At 72.5% G+C, this 17,316-nt stretch carries 18 protein-coding genes and 1 pseudogene; 9 read left to right on the top strand and 10 right to left on the bottom strand.

The genetic code is table 11. The features are described from left to right. Positions 1-44: 44 nt before the first annotated feature. Positions 45-692 carry a DUF3105 domain-containing protein gene (locus MQV74_RS05610; protein WP_242714908.1) on the bottom strand — a complete coding sequence of 216 codons (648 nt, stop codon included), beginning with the start codon at positions 690-692 and terminating at the stop codon, positions 45-47. Positions 693-836: 144 nt separating this feature from the next. Beyond that, the gene (locus MQV74_RS05605) at positions 837-1,004 is read right to left on the bottom strand and encodes a hypothetical protein (protein ID WP_242714907.1); all 168 of its coding nucleotides are present in this window, start codon (positions 1,002-1,004) and stop codon (positions 837-839) included. Between the two features lie 453 nt (positions 1,005-1,457). Between MQV74_RS05605 and MQV74_RS05600 the strand changes: the two genes are divergently transcribed. The 5 genes from MQV74_RS05600 (at position 1,458) to MQV74_RS05580 (ending at position 6,938) form a co-directional block, all read left to right on the top strand. Further along, positions 1,458-1,994, top strand: coding sequence for a flavodoxin family protein (locus tag MQV74_RS05600; protein WP_242728516.1), 537 nt, complete (start codon positions 1,458-1,460; stop codon positions 1,992-1,994). Positions 1,995-2,107: 113 nt separating this feature from the next. After that, on the top strand, positions 2,108-3,436 hold the full coding sequence (locus tag MQV74_RS05595; protein ID WP_242714906.1) for a hemolysin family protein: 1,329 nt from the start codon (positions 2,108-2,110) through the stop codon (positions 3,434-3,436). Beyond that, on the top strand, positions 3,433-4,464 hold the full coding sequence (locus tag MQV74_RS05590; protein WP_242714905.1) for a hemolysin family protein: 1,032 nt from the start codon (positions 3,433-3,435) through the stop codon (positions 4,462-4,464). Before MQV74_RS05595 ends, MQV74_RS05590 begins: the two co-directional genes overlap by 4 nt. A 136-nt stretch (positions 4,465-4,600) precedes the next feature. Next, on the top strand, positions 4,601-5,746 hold the full coding sequence (locus MQV74_RS05585; RefSeq protein ID WP_242714904.1) for an acyltransferase family protein: 1,146 nt from the start codon (positions 4,601-4,603) through the stop codon (positions 5,744-5,746). Positions 5,747-5,825: 79 nt separating this feature from the next. Further along, a complete protein-coding gene (locus MQV74_RS05580; protein WP_242714903.1) occupies positions 5,826-6,938 on the top strand; it encodes an ABC transporter substrate-binding protein in 1,113 nt (370 codons plus the stop codon). 46 nt (positions 6,939-6,984) lie between these two features. Here MQV74_RS05580 and MQV74_RS05575 read toward each other — a convergent pair whose 3' ends face one another. From MQV74_RS05575 to MQV74_RS05560, 4 genes are all read right to left on the bottom strand, one after another. Next, a complete protein-coding gene (locus tag MQV74_RS05575) occupies positions 6,985-7,488 on the bottom strand; it encodes a dihydrofolate reductase (protein WP_242728515.1) in 504 nt (167 codons plus the stop codon). A gap of 17 nt (positions 7,489-7,505) precedes the next feature. Then, the gene (locus tag MQV74_RS05570) at positions 7,506-8,303 is read right to left on the bottom strand and encodes a thymidylate synthase (protein WP_242714902.1); all 798 of its coding nucleotides are present in this window, start codon (positions 8,301-8,303) and stop codon (positions 7,506-7,508) included. 73 nt (positions 8,304-8,376) lie between these two features. Further along, positions 8,377-8,928: an RICIN domain-containing protein gene (locus tag MQV74_RS05565; protein ID WP_242714901.1), complete on the bottom strand. Its 552-nt coding sequence runs from the start codon at positions 8,926-8,928 to the stop codon at positions 8,377-8,379. A gap of 200 nt (positions 8,929-9,128) precedes the next feature. Next, positions 9,129-10,580: a glycoside hydrolase family 16 protein gene (locus MQV74_RS05560; RefSeq protein ID WP_242714900.1), complete on the bottom strand. Its 1,452-nt coding sequence runs from the start codon at positions 10,578-10,580 to the stop codon at positions 9,129-9,131. A 308-nt stretch (positions 10,581-10,888) separates the two neighbouring features. Here MQV74_RS05560 and MQV74_RS05555 point away from each other — a divergent pair, with 308 nt between their 5' ends. Further along, entirely contained in the window at positions 10,889-11,170 is a 282-nt protein-coding gene (locus MQV74_RS05555; protein WP_242714899.1) for a peptidylprolyl isomerase, read from the top strand. 126 nt (positions 11,171-11,296) lie between these two features. Here MQV74_RS05555 and MQV74_RS05550 read toward each other — a convergent pair whose 3' ends face one another. After that, the gene (locus MQV74_RS05550; RefSeq protein WP_242714898.1) at positions 11,297-12,409 is read right to left on the bottom strand and encodes a sensor histidine kinase; all 1,113 of its coding nucleotides are present in this window, start codon (positions 12,407-12,409) and stop codon (positions 11,297-11,299) included. Positions 12,410-12,443: 34 nt separating this feature from the next. Then, positions 12,444-12,641: pseudogene (locus MQV74_RS05545) on the bottom strand (response regulator); the annotation flags it as partial. Positions 12,642-12,728: 87 nt separating this feature from the next. Here MQV74_RS05545 and MQV74_RS05540 point away from each other — a divergent pair. Together MQV74_RS05540 and MQV74_RS05535 are read left to right on the top strand one after the other, a co-directional pair. Then, positions 12,729-13,361, top strand: coding sequence for a M15 family metallopeptidase (locus MQV74_RS05540; protein WP_242714897.1), 633 nt, complete (start codon positions 12,729-12,731; stop codon positions 13,359-13,361). 23 nt (positions 13,362-13,384) lie between these two features. Further along, on the top strand, positions 13,385-14,533 hold the full coding sequence (locus tag MQV74_RS05535) for an endonuclease/exonuclease/phosphatase family protein (protein WP_242714896.1): 1,149 nt from the start codon (positions 13,385-13,387) through the stop codon (positions 14,531-14,533). Positions 14,534-14,662: 129 nt separating this feature from the next. Here the strand turns inward: MQV74_RS05535 and MQV74_RS05530 are convergent, their stop codons facing one another. After that, positions 14,663-15,067, bottom strand: a complete 405-nt coding sequence (locus MQV74_RS05530) for an FKBP-type peptidyl-prolyl cis-trans isomerase (protein ID WP_242714895.1) — start codon at positions 15,065-15,067, stop codon at positions 14,663-14,665. A gap of 247 nt (positions 15,068-15,314) precedes the next feature. Between MQV74_RS05530 and MQV74_RS05525 the strand changes: the two genes are divergently transcribed. Next, positions 15,315-16,385, top strand: coding sequence for a WD40 repeat domain-containing protein (locus tag MQV74_RS05525; RefSeq protein WP_242714894.1), 1,071 nt, complete (start codon positions 15,315-15,317; stop codon positions 16,383-16,385). 97 nt (positions 16,386-16,482) lie between these two features. Here the strand turns inward: MQV74_RS05525 and MQV74_RS05520 are convergent, their stop codons facing one another. Continuing rightward, entirely contained in the window at positions 16,483-17,244 is a 762-nt protein-coding gene (locus tag MQV74_RS05520) for a class I SAM-dependent methyltransferase (RefSeq protein ID WP_242728514.1), read from the bottom strand. Positions 17,245-17,316 lie beyond the last annotated feature (72 nt).

Genomic DNA, 17,316 nt, shown 5'->3' with positions numbered 1-17,316 from the left:
GGTGCGGGGAGTGCGTCGGATGGTCACGCGGGCGAGGGGTGTCCTCACGCCGCCTTGCCGCCGGTACAGGCGGCACCCGGCTCCGGGGTCTGCGCGCCCTGCACGTACTTGTCGAAGAACTGACTCACCCGCGGATCGGAGGCGGACGTCACGTTCAGCTGCTTGCCCCAGGCGGACAGGGTCAGGGGCGCGGACTGGTCGGCGTACGGACTCATCAGCGAGTACGGGGTCTTCTCCACCCGCGCCTTGAGGGCGCGCACGTCGGAGGCGGCGGCCTTGTCGCTGTAGGTGACCCAGACCGCGCCGTGCTCCAGGGAGTGCACCGCGTTGGTCTCGTCGATCTCCTTGTCGTACAGGTCGCCGTCGCAGTTCATCCAGACGGGGTTGTGGTCGCCGCCCGCCGCCGGGGACGACTTGTAGGCGACGGGCGTGGTGACGTGGTTGCGGCCCAGGTCCGTGAAGGACCTCTCGCCCTTGACCGGGGCGGCCGCCGCGCTTTCCCGCTGCTCGTCCCGCGTCGCGGAGCGGTCCACGAGGTACCAGCTGCCCGCTGTCACACCGATGATGACGACGCCGCTGCACACCCAGGTGGCGATGCGGTTGCGGCGCTGACGCGCCTCCTCGGCGCGGCGCAGTTCCTCGATCTTCGCGCGGCGGTCGGCGCGCTTCTGCTTGGCTCCCGCGGAACCCATGGCATGTCCTTGTCCCCACCGCACGAAGGCGTGCGGCAGTGCGTTGCGACTGGTCGGCGGCCTGCGCGCCGACGGCAGCGGCGGCAGGGGAAACGGCGGGCACGGCCGTACGGCGAGGGGCGCCGGGCCGTGCGGGGACCGCTCCTAGGTCCGCTGGACCTGCAACTGATGGATACCGGGGGCGGGGGCGGGATCGGCCGGTGCCCCGCGCGCGGCCAGGGACTCCGCCGCCCAGGGAGCGGCGGTCACGTCCGCCGACAGCGGGAGCGGCACCGGCGCGGGGGAGCTGGTGGCGACGGCGGCCCCGGTCACCGGGCGGCAGTGCGCGTCGCCAGGCCCGTGCTCCCCGTCCCGGCAATCATGTCCGCGTCCGGATAGAACGTTCGTATTAGTCGCGAGAGAGGTCGTCCCGCTCGCCAAGGACGCGGCAGAGGTAACCGGCCCGGGTGCCGCCGCGTTCGAGGCGTGGCCGCACACCGGGAGCATCCACACCAGGACGGCGAACAGGGCCGCACAGCGCAGCACGAGCAACGGCGCGACGCGCCCCGCCGTGCTCCCGGTGCCCTGCTGCCGATTGCTCATCGCGGAGATCGTAGCCAAGGCGCCCCCGGGCCGGGGAGAGGGGCGGCGGCTCCACCGTCCCGACCGACGCCGTGACACGCGTGCGCCACCGGTGACGCGGGTCACAGCGGGAGAGTGTCACGGTCGCGGCCCGGGCCGTGTCCTATGGGCGCCCGCAACGAAAGGAGCATCGCCTTGAAGGCCATGATCGTGTGTGTTTCCGTCTCGCACGGCAACACCAAGAAGGTCGCCGACGTCATGGGCCGGGCCCTGGAGGCCCCCGTCGTCGCCCCCGAAGAGGTCGATGTCGCGGAGCTGTCCACGTACGACCTCGTGGGGTTCGGCTCGGGGGTCTACACGACGGCCCTCCACCCGCGGCTGCGCGAGCTGGTCCAGTCGCTCCCGAAGGGGGAGCGGCGCGCGGCGTTCGTGTACGCCACCAGCGGTTTCCGTGAGACGCCGCTCCAGCCCTTCACCCGACCCCTGGTGCGGCTCCTCGCGCAGCGGAACTTCGACGTGGTCGGCACCTTCTCCTGCCGCGCCTGGGACACCTGGGGTCCCTTCCGGTCCGTCGGCGGCATCCGGAAGGGGCGGCCCGACGCCGCCGATCTGGAGGCGGCACGCGCGTTCGCCGCGGGGCTCCCGGCCCGCATCGACGCGAGGCCGCCCCTGTCGGACGGTTTGCCATTCCTTTACAGTGGCTGTAGAAGTGAGCGCCGCGCCGGCGCTCGCCGACGCTGATCCAGCGCGCAAGCCACGAGAAGGAGCCACGGACCCCCGATGGGTGAGCCTCCCAGTACCAACCGTGCCATTCCCTGCCCGCAGCCGGAGGTTGAGGGAACGGGGGTGGCACGGTGACCGAGGTCCTGCTGCTGCTCCTGGCCCTGCTCCTCACGCTCGCCTGTGCCGTGTTCGTGGCCGCCGAGTTCTCACTGACCACCGTCGAGCGCGGTGACCTGGAACAGGCCGCCGCGGCCGGGGAGCGGGGCGCGCACGGCGCCCTGAAGGCGGCACGGAGCCTGACCTTCCAGCTCTCCGGCGCCCAGCTCGGCATCACCGTCACCTCCCTGGTGATCGGCATGCTCGCCGAGCCGTCCCTCGCGGCGCTGCTGCGCGGACCGCTCCAGGGCGCGGGCCTCGGCGGTGCGGCCCCGTCCGTGGCCACCGTCCTCGGCGTCGTGCTGTCCACCGTGGTCCTGATGGTCATCGGCGAACTCGTGCCGAAGAACTGGGCGATCTCGCGCCCGCTGGCCGTCGCCAAGGTGGTGGCCGATCCGCAGCGCGGCTTCACCGCGGCGTTCGGGCCCTTCATCCGGCATCTGAACGACACCGCGAACCGGTTCGTGCGCCGCGTCGGCCTGGAGCCCGCCGAGGAGCTGGCCTCCGCCCGCACCCCGGACGAACTCGTCGCCCTGGCCCGGCACTCGGCCGCCGAGGGCGCCATCGAGCCCGACTCCGCCGAACTGTTCGTGCGCACCCTGCACCTGAGCGAGCTGACCGCCGAGAACGTGATGACCCCGCGCGTGGACGTCCGCGCCCTGGAGGTCCACGCCACCGCGCAGGACGCGGCGAACCTCACCCACGCCACCGGCCTGTCCCGCTTCCCCGTCTACCGCGACAGCCTCGACGAGGTCGTCGGCAGCGTCCACATCCGCGACGTCCTCGCCCTCGAACCGGACGAGCGGCGGCGCACCCCGGTCACCGATCTCGCGACCGAGCCGCTCCTGGTGCCCGACAGCCTGCCCGCCGACCGGCTCCTGGAGCGCCTGCGGGCGACCCGGACCATGGCCGTCGTCATCGACGAGTACGGCGGCACCGCCGGGGTCGCCACCGTCGAGGACATCGTCGAGGAGGTGGTGGGCGAGGTCCGCGACGAGCACGACCCCGTGGAAGTCCCCGACCTGGTGCCCGCGGCGCCCGACCCGGACGGCAGGGCCGTGTGGGAGGCCGACGGCGGCGTCCGCATCGACCAGCTCGACGCCATCGGCCTGCCCGCGCCCGACGGCCCGTACGAGACCCTGGCGGGGCTGATCGCGACCCGCCTCGCCCGCATCCCCGCCCAGGACGACGGCGTCGACGTCGACGGGTGGCGGCTCACCGTCCTCGCGGTCGACCACCACCGCGCCGACCGCGTCCGCATCCTCGCGCCCGCCGCGCACAAGGTCATGGAGAGCGCCCGATGACCACCGTGCAGCTCCTCGTCGGCGCCCTGACCCTGCTGACCAACGCCTTCTTCGTCGGCGCCGAGTTCGCCCTGATCTCCGTGCGCCGCAGCCAGATCGAGCCCCGGGCCCAGGAGGGCAACCGCCGGGCCCGCGTCACGCTGTGGGGCATCGAGCACATCTCCGCGATGATGGCCACCGCCCAGCTCGGCATCACCGTCTCCTCGCTGGTGCTCGGCGCCGTCGCCGAACCCGCCATCGCCCATCTGCTGGAGCCCGCCTTCGAGGCGGCCCGGATCCCCGGCGCGCTCGTCCACCCCATCGCCTTCGTCATCGCCCTGACCGTGGCGACGTATCTGCACATGCTGATCGGCGAGATGGTCCCCAAGAACATCGCGCTCGCCGCGCCCGTCCCGACCGCGCTGTTCCTCGGCCCGCCTCTGGTCGCGCTCACCCGCGCCCTGCGGCCCCTGGTCTTCGGCATCAACGCGTTCGCCAACGGCCTCCTGAAGCTGCTGCGGGTGGAGCCGAAGGACGAGGTCGAGGCCGTCTTCACCGACGACCAACTCGCCCGCATGGTCCTGGACTCGAGCCAGGCGGGCCTCCTCTCGGCCGCTGACGGCGAACGGCTGCGGGACGCCCTGGAGCTGGGCACGCGCCCGGTCGGCGAGATCCTCGTCCCGGTCGCGCGCATGCGCACCGTCGACGACACCGTCACCCCGGCCCGCCTCCAGCGGGTGGCCGCGCAGGTCGGCTTCTCCCGCTTCCCGGTCACCGGCGCGGGCGGCGCCCTGCTCGGCTATCTGCACATCAAGGACACCCTCGGCACGGCCGACCGCGACCGGCCCTTCGCCCGGGGCGTGCTGCACCCGCTGACCCGGGTCAGCATCGACACCCCGCTCGACGACACCCTCACCGCGCTGCGCGCCATGGACAGCCATCTGGCCGCCGTCACCGGCGACAAGGGCACCGTCATCGGTTTCGTCACGATGGAGGACGTCCTGTCCGAACTCGTCGGCCCGGACCCCGCCGTCCCTGCCGACGTGTGAGCGGTGGGTCACACGTGCGAGGGTTGAACGGGCCACAAGGAGAGTGGGAAGGTGCTGGGGATGTCCAGCGCCTCCCCCACCCCCACAGTTGACGTAAGACGCGCGTGCGGCCTCCCGGGTTCCCTCGGGAGGGCCCGTGACTGACACACTGCGTCTGCCCCGCGTCCCGGAACGCACGCGTACGCCGGACCGCCACACGCCTCCGCAGCCGCCGGTCAGACCGGCGGCCACCCCCAAGCGGGACTCCTTCTTCGACAACGCCAAGTACCTGGCGATCGTCCTGGTGGCGATGGGCCACGCCTGGGAGCCGCTGCGCGACGACAGCCGCGCCGCGGCGGCGCTCTACATCACCGTCTACGCCTTCCACATGCCCGCGTTCATCGTCATCTCCGGCTACTTCTCCCGGAGCTTCGACGCGAGCCCGGGACGCCTGCGCCGCCTGGTGACGGGCATCGCCGTCCCGTACGTCCTCTTCGAGGCGGCGTACACGCTGTTCAAGCGCTGGGCGGACGACGACCCGACGTACCCCGTCAGCCTGCTCGACCCCTGGTACCTGACGTGGTTCCTGGCCGCCCTGTTCATCTGGCGCCTGACCACCCCGGTGTGGAAGATCGTGCGCTGGCCCGTCCCGCTCGCGCTCGCCATCGCGGTGCTCGCCTCCGCATCCCCCGAGATCGGCGACGACCTGGACCTCCAACGGGTCCTGCAGTTCCTGCCGTTCTTCGTCCTCGGCCTGTGCCTGAAGCCGGAGCACTTCCGCATCGTGCGCCGCCGCGAGGCCCGCGTCCTGGCCGTCCCCGTCTTCGCCGCGGCCCTGCTGTTCGCCTACTGGGCGGCGCCGCGGATGAACGCGGCCTGGTTCTACCGCCGCGACAGCGCCCAGGAACTGGCCGCCCCCGCCTGGGCCGGTGCCGTCATGACCCTGGCGATGTTCGGCTGCTCCCTGCTCCTGGTCGCCTGCTTCTTCGCCTGGGTGCCGGGCCGCAGGCTGTGGTTCACCGCGCTCGGCGCGGGCACCCTGTACGGCTACCTCCTGCACGGCTTCCTCGCCAAGGGCTCCCGGTTCTGGGACTGGTACGACCACGACTGGATCCACCGGCCGCTCGGCGCGATCGCCGTGACCCTGATCGCCGCCACCGTCGTCACCCTGCTGTGCACCCCGCCCGTGCAGCGCCTGTTCCGCTTCGCGATGGAACCGAAGATGACGTGGGCCTTCAAGGAGACCCGGCGCGGCAAGGGCCGCCACGCGGGCCCCGCCCGAAGAGCCCGGCAGCCCGGCTGACGGAAAATCGGTTGCCCCCGGGCGACGGCGGTGGATCAATGTCCGGCAGCCGCACCGTCACACGGGGAGACACCGACGCATGAGTACGCCACCACCAGCCCCTGGAGCGGGGCGCGCTGACGGCCCGTCCGTCAGGATCGGCGCCCTCGCTCCGCTCACCCGGCCCGGCTGGGCCGAGGCGGGCCGACACCTGCTCGCCGGACTGGAACTGGCCGTCCGCGATGTCAACGAAGCCGACGGGATCGGCGGAAGGCCACTGGAGCTGCTGGTCAGGGACACCGCGGCCGATCCCCACCGGGCCGCGGCGGCCGTGGACGAGCTGGCCGGTCTGGGCGTGGCCGCCGTGGCGGGGGAGTACCACAGCGTCGTCGCCCGCTCCGCCGCCGCCCGAGCCGATGCCATCGGCCTGCCGTTCCTCTGCTCGTCGGCGGTGCTCGACGCGCTCACCGACCAGCCGACCGACTGGGTCGCGCGCATCGCCCCCGCGCAGTCCCACGGCTGGCGGGCCTACGCGGACTTCCTCCTCGCCGCGGGCCACCGCCGCGTCGCCGTGGCGGCGCAGACGAGCGTCTACTGGGCCTCCGGGACCCGCGTCCTGCGGGACCACCTCGCGCCGCGCGGCGGCACCGTCATCGAGCTCGACATGAGCGCGCTCACCCCCGAAGCGGTGTGCGACGCGCTCGTCGACCGGCGCGCGACGGCCCTGCTGCTCCTCGTCGGCCACCCGGAGCCCGCGGTGCCCCTCGTGCGGTCCGTACGCCGTGACCGGCGCCTCGCCGAGGTCCTGATCGGCGCCCCGGCCGGGCAGCCCGAGCTCCCCGAGTGGGCGTCCCTGCTGGGTGCCGACGGCGCCGGGATCCCGTTCCTGCGCTATCTGCCCGACAGTCTCGGCCCCCTCGGCGCCCGGGTCGGGAAGACCCTGCGCGAGCAGCTCGCCGCGACACCTTCCTTCGTCGCCTTCGAGGGCTACGACACGATCGCCGTCCTCGCCGACGTGCTGCGCTCGCACGGCACGGGCCGCGCGGACATCGCCGCGTCCTGGCCGCACGTCGACGTCGAGGGCACGCGCGGGCGGATCCGCTTCTCCCGCACGCCCGGCATCGACGTCTGGCAGTGGACCTGGCCACCGGTCCGCGTCGTCGACCGTGATCCGGGGGCCGTGGACCGCTTCCGGATCCGCCACGTCGGGTGAGCGCGCGGGGCGCCCTGGGGCCCTGCTCGACGTAGTGAGCGGGCCGTCACCGAGAGTAGGTGCGGATGCGGTAGCGCAGCCCCGTCGTGGAGGACTGCCAGCCCTTGTCCTCGGTGACGCTCCAGGTCGGACCCGGGGTCGGGGCGTAGGTGTCGCCGTCCACCGTGGTGTCGATCTCCGTCACCGAGAGCGTCGTGGCGAATTCCAGGGCCGCCCGGTAGATCTCGCCGCCGCCGATGACCCAGGCCGCGGCGGGGGCCACCGAGTCCAGCGGCTCGGCCGCGCGTTCCAGGGCCTCGGCGACGGACCCGGCGCGGTCCGCGCCGTCGGCCGCCCAGTGCGGATCGCGCGTGACCACGACGTTGCGCCTGCCGGGCAGTGGACGGAAGCGCGGCGGCAGCGAATCCCATGTCTTCCGGCCCATCACCACGGGATGACCGAGCGTGGTGGCCTTGAAGTGCGCCATGTCCTCGGGCAGGCGCCACGGAATGGCGTTGCCCGCGCCGATCACGCCCTCGCGGGCCTGCGCCCAGATCAGCCCCACGGCCATGCCGCCCACCCCGGCGCTCATACCGCGACCGGAGCCTTGATGGCCGGGTGGTGCTGGTAGTCGAGCACCTCCACGTCGGCGTAGGCGTAGTCGAAGAGCGAATCGGCCTGCCGCAGCCGCAGCCGGGGGAACGCGAACGGGGTGCGCGAGAGCTGCTCGCTCACCTGCTCCACGTGGTTGTCGTAGATGTGGCAGTCGCCGCCGGTCCAGATGAAGTCACCCGGTTCGAGGCCGACCTGCTGCGCCACCATGTGCGTGAGCAGGGCGTAGCTGGCGATGTTGAACGGGACGCCGAGGAACAGGTCCGCGCTGCGCTGGTACAGCTGGCAGGAGAGCTTGCCGTCGGCGACGTAGAACTGGAAGAAGGCGTGGCACGGGGCGAGGGCCATCTTGTCGAGCTCGGCGACGTTCCACGCGGAGACGATCATCCGGCGGGAGTCCGGGTCCCGGCGCAGCGTGTCGAGGACCTCGCTGATCTGGTCGATGTGCCTGCCGTCCGGCGTGGGCCAGGATCGCCACTGGACGCCGTACACCGGGCCGAGCTCGCCGTTCGGACCGGCCCACTCGTCCCAGATCGTGACCTTGTTCTCCTGCAGCCAGCCGACGTTCGAGTCGCCGCGCAGGAACCACAGCAGCTCGTACACGATGGAGCGCAGGTGCACCTTCTTGGTGGTGACCAGCGGGAACCCCTGCGAGAGGTCGTAGCGCAGTTGGTGCCCGAAGACACTTCGGGTGCCCGTGCCCGTCCGGTCGGCCTTCGCCGTCCCGGAGGTGAGCACTAGCCGCAACAGGTCTTCGTACTGGGTGTCCGCCACAGCCCAGAAGTCTACTGGCCTGCGGGGCGAGCTCGACGACCATGCCCCGGGGGCGCTGTCCGCGCCCCTCGGGTCAGGGGCCGTAGATCAGCTTCCACTGCTGGTTCGGCTGCCCGTTCGGGGAGTGGATCACGACCGGCGTCTCGTTGGCGCCGCCCCAGGCCCGGTCGGGCTCCAGGACGCGGCCGAAGAGGTTCGCGATGGTCGCGGGGTCGGCGCTGTGCGCGGGGTTGACGTACCAGAGCTGGTCCACGTTGGTGAAGCTGCGGTCGCAGTCCGACAGCCAGGTCGCCCAGCGCTCCGGGCCCTGGGCCCAGCCCGCGAGACAGCGGCCGTCGCTGCGGGTCGCCACGTGGTAGGCGCCCCGGCCGTCCGCGATCAGATCCCAGAGCTGGTACGGCTCCGAGGTGCAGTTCCACACCCGCATGCGGTCGTCACCCGCGGGGAAGCCCATGCAGCGGCCCACCCCGTGGTTCTTGATCTGGAACGGGCCCACGCGCGGGGCCCGGTCTTCGGAGCCGGAGGGGCCGGAGGGCCCGGCGGCCCCCGCACCCGGTGCGGCGGCCAACGCGAAGAGCGCGGCCAGGGCGGCGGCGAACACGGACAGGCGGTTGCGCGGTCCCATGTGATTCCCCTGTTCGACGGTCCCCCCGAGGCCGTGAGTGCTCGCCATGGTCCCGCGCGGTGGGCCGCCCGGCCGGAGCCGCGGCCGTCAAACTCCCCGAAGGGATGAAGCGGGAGGCGCCGTCCGGCAACGGAGGCGCCGTCCGGCGAGAGGGAGCGCTCCGGCGTGCGGGACCATGGCGAGCGCGGGCCGTCCCGGCCTCATCCGAAGGGGATCCGTACGACGGACTGGTTGCCGATGCCCAGGGTGCTCGGGCCGTTGCCGATCGCGTTCCACACCTCGACCCGCACGGTGCCGCCGCGCATCGGGCCGTGCTCGCCCGTGGCGGACTTCAGGCCCTGGCCCTGGGTGTAGTGCTCGTAGCCCGGCACCGGGTCCGTGGCGAAGTACCGGTAGGTCTCCGTGCGGTCCCAGGAGCCGTCGCCGGTGCGGTCGTAGCTCACGCGCACCTGTTGGCCGTTGGCCACCGTGGTGCCCGCGTCGACGAGCAGGTCGAACTGGGTCGAGCCGCCGTCGTGGGTGCCGTTCACGCCGGTCGCCGTGAAGGTCTGCGGGGCGTGCGGGGTGCCGTCGTGGTGCGGGCCGCCCGCCGACGCGAGGGTCGCGGCGGAGGCGGTGCCCGTGGCCTCGCCGAGCGTGCCGCCGGGGCGCAGGTGCAGCGTGGACGGCGTGCCGGGGTCGCCGCCTCCGCCGCCCCGCGTCCACACCGCCACGTAGTCCACGAGCATGGACCGGCCCGGCACCGTCGCCGCGACCGGTGTGGCGCGGCCCGCGACGCCGTCGGGGAAGCCGCCGCCCATCGCGACGTTGAGCAGGATGAAGTACCCGGCGTGGCCGGTCATGTCGTTCCACGCCTGGGCGCCCACGCGGTTCTGGTCGACGCTGTGGAACAGCTGTCCGTCGACGAACCAGCGCAGCACGTTCGGGCTCGCCGAGCGGTCCCACTCGAAGCGGTACGTGTGGAACGCGGACTGGCAGGGGGCGCCCGGGCAGGCGCGGCTCGCACCGATGCCGTTGGTCTCGTCGCACGGGCCGCCCGGGTTCACGCCGCAGTGCAGGACGCCCCACACGGAGTCGATCCCGTTCACGTTCTCCATCACGTCGAACTCGCCGATGGACGGCCAGTTCCAGTAGTTGCCCCGGTAGGGCGCGCCGAGGGCCCAGAAGGCGGGCCAGTAGCCGAGGGCCTGCTCACCGGTGACGTTCGGCATCCGGATGCGGCTCTCGATGGCGAGGGTGCCGTCCGCCGGGGCCTTGAAGTCGGCGCGCCGCGTCTCGACGCGGCCGGACGTCCAGGCGCCCGCGGCGTCCCGCAGCGGGGTGATGCGGAGGTTGCCGCCGCCGTCGAGGGCCACGTTGTCGGCGGAGGAGGTGTAGTTCTGGACTTCGCCGGTGCCCCAGTCGGCCGGGCCTCCCGGGTAGTTGTGGCCGGTGTCGATCTGCCAGTGCGCGGCGGAGGGCAGCGACCGCGCGGGCCCGTCGAAGTCGTCGCTCCACTGGAGGGTCCAGGCCGGGGCCGGGGGCATGTCGGCGTTCGCCGGGCCGGGGGCGAGCAGCGGGGCGGTCAGCGCGAGGGTGGCGAGGCCGGTGAGCAGGGCGGTGTGCAGCGGGGTGCGGGGGAGGAGGCGGAAGGGGGCGCGTCTTGCTCGCATGGGGCACCTCGGAGGGTGGGAGGGCGACCGGTTCTGAGAGCGCTCTCAGGGTTGTTTAGTTGTGGGCATGCCTTGCGTCAATGGGGTGCGTGCGTCAACTTCCCGAAGGCGTGGGGGAGTCGGAGTGCGGGTTGCTGTGCGCGGACATGGAGAAGGGGGTGTTCTCCTGCCCTCGAACGCAAAGGTGTCACTGTTCAGTAATCGTATTCGTTAGTGTTTTGCTGCGGGGGGATTCCCTGCGAAGTGCCGCTGGGGTGCCGGACACGTACTCTGGGCGGCGTTGACGTGTACTGGAGAGGATGAAACACATGGCTAGGGCTACCGCGCGGCACATCTTGGTCAAGACCGAGGCCGAGGCCTTGCAGCTGAAGGAGCAGATCGCGGGCGGTGCGGACTTCGCCGAGCTGGCGAAGAAGCACTCCTCGTGCCCCTCGTCGCGCGACGGCGGGAACCTCGGCTCGTTCGGCCCGGGCCAGATGGTGCCCGAGTTCGACCAGGTCGTCTTCTCGGCCCCGGTCGGCGAGGTCCAGGGTCCGGTGAAGACCCAGTTCGGCATGCACCTCGTCGAGGTCACGAGCCGCCAGGACTGAAGCGGTGGACGGGGCCGCGCCGTCGCGGCGCGGCCCTGTCGGCAGGCCCCCTCGACGAGGGGGCCTGCGTCGTCTCCGGGAGCGGCGCGGGTGACGCATGGTCCGTACGGCAGAGCCGGTGGTGCCTCACCCTCCGGTCCGTGCCGTCGCCGCGGGCAGTTCCACGGTGACGCGGAGGCCACCGGCGGGGCGCGGGGTGAGGGTGAGCGCGCCGTCGTGTGCGTGGGCGATGGTCTTGACGATCGCCAGGCCGAGGCCGATGCCCGCGTGGTCGGTGTGGATGCGCTCGGTGCCGCGCTGGAACGGTTCGGTGAGGGTCGAGGCCAGCTCAGGGGCGACGGGGTCGCCGGTGTTCTCGACGGTGAGGGTGACCGTCCCGGGGTGGACGGCGGTGCGGACCCGGACCGTGCCCCGCGCGGGCAGGTTGTGGACGATCGCGTTGTGCACCAGGTTCGTGGCCAACTGCAGCAGGAGCACGGGTGAGCCGACGGCGGGGGTGATGTCTCCCTCGGCTTCGAGGGTGACTCCGTGCTTCTCCGCGAGGGGGAGCAGCGTTTCGGTGGCTTCCTCCGCCACGAGGGACAGGTCGACGCGTTCCTGGGTGAAGGACCGCTGTTCGACCTGGCTGATCATGAGCAGCGCTTCGGTGAGGTCGATCGCCCGGGTGTTCACGGCGTGGAGGCGGTCGATGAGTTCGCCGGTGTCGTGGTCCGGGTCGGTGCGGGCCACTTCGAGGAGCGCCTTCGAGATCGCCAGCGGGGTGCGCAACTCGTGCGAGGCGTTGGCCGCGAACCTCCGCTGCTCGTCGACGTGCGCTTCGAGTCGTACGAGCATCGCGTCGAAGGCGTCGGCGAGCTCGCGGAACTCGTCGTTGCGGCCCGGTAGCCGGATGCGGTGCGCGAGCGATCCGCTCGTGGCCATGCGGGTGGCGTCCGTGACGCGGGTCAGCGGCGCGAGCATGCGGCCGGCGAGGAACCACCCGCCGACGAGACCGAACAGCAACAGGAACGCCAGTACGGCGGCCGCCCTCGGAGCGAAGACCTCCAGCAGGGCGGACCGGACGGGGAAAACACCGCCCTCGGGCCGGTCGTCGGGGTCGTAGAGTTTCGCGCGGTCGGGGACGTACCGCAGGAGGAACACCCACACCGCCGCCATCAGCAGCGCACCGGCCAGCATGAGGAACCCGGCGTAGCTGAGGGTGAGCTTGACGCGAACGCTCACACCGGGCCGCCTATCCACGGTCCCGCTCCTACCGGGCGCCGGGCGGGGTGTCGATGCGCTCGGCGACCTCGTCACTGGAAGGCCCGGGGATGTCGCGGTCGAGGACGGCGATGTCGTAGGCGTTGACGCTCAGCAGTTCCAGGGCGGTGCCGCCGTCCCCCGCGATGTCGGCCGTGATCGCCTCCAGGCGCAGGCCGTCACGGATGGCTTCCGCCGGATAGGGCTCGTCTTCGACGACCAGCACACGCATGCCGTCCACGCTACGAGTCGGCGCATGTCGTCGGCGTATCGAAATCCGCATACGGGCCCACAACACCGCACTGCCTTGACTGACGGAATGCATCGGACAACGCCCACAGCACGGACACCGGGCCGCCGCACGTACCTCCTCGCCGTCGCGGGCCTGGCGGTCGTCATCGCGGCGATCACCTGGGTCGTCTGCTCCTGGTCACCCGAGTCCTCGACGGCCTCGACCGCGTCCGCGCACATGTCCCGCCAGGGGCACCACGGTCCGCCCGGCGCGGCCGACGGTGTCGTCCCCGACGGCGTGACGGTCTTCGACGACACGACTCCGGCCGTGACCCGCCTTGATCCGGATCTGCTCAAGGCGCTGCGCCGGGCCGCGACGGCCGCCGCTGACGACGGGCTCGCGTTCCACGTCAACAGCGGCTGGCGGTCCCCGTCGTACCAGAACCGGCTCCTCCGCGAGGCGGTCGCCAAGTACGGGTCCGAGGACGAGGCCGCCCGCTGGGTGGCTACGGCGGAGACGTCCCCTCACGTGTCGGGCGACGCGGTCGACCTCGGCCGCTCCGCCGCGACGGCGTGGCTGTCCGAGCACGGCGCCGAACACGGGCTGTGCCAGATCTACGAGAACGAACCCTGGCACTACGAGCTGCGCCCCGAAGCCACCGATCACGGCTGCCCGCGCAGGTACGCCGACCCCACCCAGGACCCGAGGACACGGCAGTGACCGGTACGGAACGAGGACGAGCGATGGCACAGGCGGGCGGGGTGGACGCGGTGGATGTGACGGAGGCGAGGGACACGGAGGCCGTGGCGGACGCGGTGGACGCGGCGGATGTGGTGGAGGCCGGTCGGGGAGGCGGCGGCCGTCGCCGTGCCCCCGGCCCGGGCGCCCGGCACGCGCGCGTCCGCCGGACGCTCCGCGCCGCCCTGCGGCCGGGGCCCTGGAAGCGCGGCCTCGTGCTCGCGGCGGCGGCCCTGCTGCTCGGCCTGCTCATGCTGCTGCACGCGCGGATCACGGACCGGGGCGGGATCGGCAGCCTGGTGGAGACCTTCCTGCCGTGGTTCGGCCTGTTCGTCCCGGTGCTCCTCGCCGGGGCGCTGTGGCGACGCTCCGCCTCGGCGGTGGTCGCGCTGGTGCTGCCGGTCGCGGTGTGGCTGAGCCTCTTCGGCGGGCTGCTCGTCGACAAGTCCCGCACCGGCGGCGACCTCACCCTGGCCACCCACAACGTGGGCGCCGACAACCCCGACCCGGCCGGCACCGCCCGCGACCTGGCCGCCTCCGGCGCGGACGTGCTGGCCCTGGAGGAGATCACCCCGCAGGCGAAGCCGGTGTACGAGAGGGAACTGGCGAAGGCGTACCCGCACCACACGGTGCGGGGCACGGTCGGCCTGTGGAGCAGGCTGCCGCTGTCGGACACCCGGCCGGTCGACATCGAGCAGGACGTCGGGCCCCTGGCGGACACCAAGCCGGTCGCTGAGGTGGCGCCCGACGGCCGGGCGCTGCGCGCCACGGTGGCCACGGACCAGGGGCCTCTCGCCGTGTACGTGGCCCACCTGGGGTCCGTACGCGTGCACCCGAGCGGCTTCACGACGGGCAGCCGGGACAGGAACGCGCGGGCGCTCGGTGCGGCCGTCGCCGCCGAGCCGAACCAGCGGGTGGTGCTGCTCGGCGATCTGAACGGCACCGTGGGCGACCGCGCGCTCGACGGCGTCACCTCGCGGCTGCGCTCGGCCCAGGAGGCGGCCGGGGACGGCTTCGGCTTCACCTGGCCGACGGAGTTCCCGCTGGCGCGCATCGACCACGTCCTGGTCCGCGGCGTCACGCCGGTCAGCGCGTGGGTGCTGCCCGCCACCAGCAGCGACCACCGGCCGGTGGCGGCGGGAATCAGCTGGTGAGCACGGCGGGAGCGACGGCGAAGTCCTCGGGGGATACGGGCGCTCGGCGCCGTGACCGGGCGCGGACCTGAGGTGTCCGGTCCGCCCGACTGAGGCATCCGGCCCGCCCGATGAGCCGGACGAAACCGCCTAGGTGTTCCTCCACCCGGCGGTGCTGGAATACACGTCCAGCAGGTCCACCACGAAGACCAGGGTCGAGCCTGCCGGGATCAACGACGAGGGCGACTGATGGCCGTAGCCGAGACGCGGGGGAACGATGATCTCGCGCCGACCGCCGACCTTCATCCCCCTCACCCCCCGGTCCCAGCCCTTGATGACCCTGCCACCGCCCAGGGCGAACTTGAACGGCCGGCCCCGGTCCCAGGAGGCGTCGAACTCCTTCCCGGACTCGAAGGTCACCCCGACGTAGTGGACCCTGACCACCATGCCCGGCTTCACCTCGGGCCCCTCCCCGACGACCAGGTCGCGGACGGTCAGCTCGGTGGGAGCGTCACCCTCCGGAACGTGGACCTCGGGTTTCGTCCGTTGACTCATGGCAGCCTCGACACTCTCTGTAGACAACTCCGCGCAGATGACTCCGCACGGGCCGGCCGGGCACATGGACACCCCATGCCGCAGATGGTCACGCTACCGAGCATGCCGATTCCCCCATGACCGAAACGACGCCTCTCACATGTCATGTGACGCAGGGAACGCATTGACCCCTCGGCGCTGTCGCGGTTGCATGCTGGGGGCCCTCCGGTGGGGAGCCGGGGGCGACACCTTCCTGAGTGGGGGAAAAATGAGGGGAAACACAGACCGGAGCACCACCAGACGCCTGCGGGGCGCGTTAGGCGCGGCCCTCGTGGCGTGTGCGCTCACCACGGCGCTGCCCGGAGCCGCCTCGGCCGAGCCCGCCGACGTCGCGCGGGAGAGCGGAGCCGGCGTCGAGAGGATCAGTGTCGCGGCCGACGGCACGCAGTTCAGCGGCGATTCCACCGGGGGCGCGATCACGACCGACGGGCGCCGCATCGTCTTCTCGTCGGCTGAAAGGGTGTACCTGCGCGACGAGCCGTCGGGGCAGCTCAAACAGGTGGGCAGCTACCCGATCGCCTCTCCGGTGATCAGCGGCGACGGGGAGTACGCCGCCTATTGGGTGCTGTTGTTCAGGGACACCAAGGTCAAGCTGGCCCAGTGGACCGCGGGCAGTTCGATCGGCCTCAACTGCGATGCCCTCAACTGCAGTCAGCCGTCGCTGAGCGGGGACGGCCGCTACGTCGCCAACGTCGCCACCATCGGCCGACCGTCGTCCAGCCAGCGCATCGACGTATGGGACTGGCACGCCAACACCAAACAGGAACTCGCCTGGTTCGACCACACCGCGCCCTCCCGGCCGTCCATCAGTGGGGACGGCCGCTTCGTCGCGTACCAGGACGGCAAGGCCAAGAACGTCTTCCTGTGGGACCGGGACCACGGCTCCACCTCCGACCCGATCGAGGGCCCGGCCGAGGAGGCGACGCTCGTCCAGCTCAGCGAGGACGGCAGCAAGGTCGTCTACCTTTCGGGCTCCGACACCTACGTGTACGACGTGAACTCGGGCACCGCCCAGCGAGTGCCCGACGTCAAGGGCCTGGCCATCGACCCCACCGGCAGCCACCTGCTGTACGCCCCGAACGACACGACCGGACCGTCGCTCGTGCTGCGCGACCTGCGCGCGGGCACCGACGAGGTCGTCTCGCAGCAGCCTGCCTCGGCCGGGGTCGACGCGGTCAGCGCCGGCGGGCGCGAGGTGGTCTTCCAGTCCACGGCCGCCGACATCGTGCCCGGTGACACCAACGGCACGTCGGACGTGTTCGTCCGCCGCTTCTCCTGATCGCCCCCGCTGCCGCGCGCTGCGGATGCCGCACCTCTCTCACAGGGATGTGAGGGAGGTGCGGCAGTCGCGTGCGCGAGCGGGCGCCGGGCCGCGGTCAGGCCGCGGCGCGGAAGACGTACGCCGTCATCGGGGCGGTGACCGGCCCCGGGCCCAGCCGGGCCGTCATCTCCTCGACGACGGTGGCCCGGGCAGCCGGCCCGCCGCCGCGTTCTTCGACGGCCGCGCGCACCGGTGTCCCGGTGAGGTATCCGGTGGCAAGGTCGGCGGTCGACGCGGCCCTGCCCTGCAGCGTCAGCTCCTGCTCCTCCTCGACCGTGAACCCGGCGGCCACCAGATCAGCGGCCACGACGGCGGGGTCGGCGTAGCCGTGCGGCACCGTCGGGAAGAACCGGGGCGGGTCGGACGGAAAGGCCCGCTCCAGCCCGGCCTGCAGCGCGACTTCGAAGGCGTGCGTCGCGAGCGGGCCCCAGGTGTTGAACAGGAACCGTCCGCCCGGGGCAAGCACCCGCCGGACCTCGGTGAAGGCGGCGACGCGGTCGGGAAAGAACATCACGCCGAACTGGCAGACCACCTGGTCGAAGCCCCCGTCCGGGAACGGCAGCCGCTGCGCGTCGGCTTGCCGCCACACCGCGCCCGGGACCCGGGCCGACCCGAAGGCGACCATGGCTTCGTTGAGGTCGGTGGCCGTCACCGCGGCCGACGGGGCCGCCACGAGCAGGCGCGACGTCAGCACGCCCGTCCCCGCCGCCAGTTCGAGAACGCGCCGAGGACGAAGAGCCGCCGCCTTCGCGGACAGGTCCTCGGCGAAGGGCCGGAAGACCACCGGCACGAGGTACTGCTCATAGGCCGCGGACATGGACTCGGACCACCGTCGGCCCGCATGGATTCCCGTCACCCTCCTGACGGTAGCGCCGAGCCAGGGGCCCGC

The sequence above is a fragment of the Streptomyces sp. AN091965 genome, assembly GCF_022698285.1.
GTDB lineage: Bacteria > Actinomycetota > Actinomycetes > Streptomycetales > Streptomycetaceae > Streptomyces.
Note: the sequence above shows the minus strand (reverse complement) of the source record. Positions and strands in the feature narration are given on the sequence as shown.

Excerpts from the sequence above, each read along its gene's own strand:
- MQV74_RS05610 (WP_242714908.1), bottom strand. The coding sequence starts at position 692 with ATGGGTTCCGCGGGAGCCAAGCAGAAGCGCGCCGACCGCCGCGCGAAG.
- MQV74_RS05600 (WP_242728516.1), top strand. The coding sequence starts at position 1,458 with ATGATCGTGTGTGTTTCCGTCTCGCACGGCAACACCAAGAAGGTCGCC.
- MQV74_RS05590 (WP_242714905.1), top strand. The coding sequence starts at position 3,433 with ATGACCACCGTGCAGCTCCTCGTCGGCGCCCTGACCCTGCTGACCAAC.
- MQV74_RS05580 (WP_242714903.1), top strand. The coding sequence starts at position 5,826 with ATGAGTACGCCACCACCAGCCCCTGGAGCGGGGCGCGCTGACGGCCCG.
- MQV74_RS05575 (WP_242728515.1), bottom strand. The coding sequence starts at position 7,488 with ATGGCCGTGGGGCTGATCTGGGCGCAGGCCCGCGAGGGCGTGATCGGC.
- MQV74_RS05565 (WP_242714901.1), bottom strand. The coding sequence starts at position 8,928 with ATGGGACCGCGCAACCGCCTGTCCGTGTTCGCCGCCGCCCTGGCCGCG.
- MQV74_RS05560 (WP_242714900.1), bottom strand. The coding sequence starts at position 10,580 with ATGCGAGCAAGACGCGCCCCCTTCCGCCTCCTCCCCCGCACCCCGCTG.
- MQV74_RS05555 (WP_242714899.1), top strand. The coding sequence starts at position 10,889 with ATGGCTAGGGCTACCGCGCGGCACATCTTGGTCAAGACCGAGGCCGAG.
- MQV74_RS05540 (WP_242714897.1), top strand. The coding sequence starts at position 12,729 with ATGCATCGGACAACGCCCACAGCACGGACACCGGGCCGCCGCACGTAC.
- MQV74_RS05535 (WP_242714896.1), top strand. The coding sequence starts at position 13,385 with ATGGCACAGGCGGGCGGGGTGGACGCGGTGGATGTGACGGAGGCGAGG.
- MQV74_RS05530 (WP_242714895.1), bottom strand. The coding sequence starts at position 15,067 with ATGAGTCAACGGACGAAACCCGAGGTCCACGTTCCGGAGGGTGACGCT.
- MQV74_RS05525 (WP_242714894.1), top strand. The coding sequence starts at position 15,315 with ATGAGGGGAAACACAGACCGGAGCACCACCAGACGCCTGCGGGGCGCG.
- MQV74_RS05520 (WP_242728514.1), bottom strand. The coding sequence starts at position 17,244 with ATGTCCGCGGCCTATGAGCAGTACCTCGTGCCGGTGGTCTTCCGGCCC.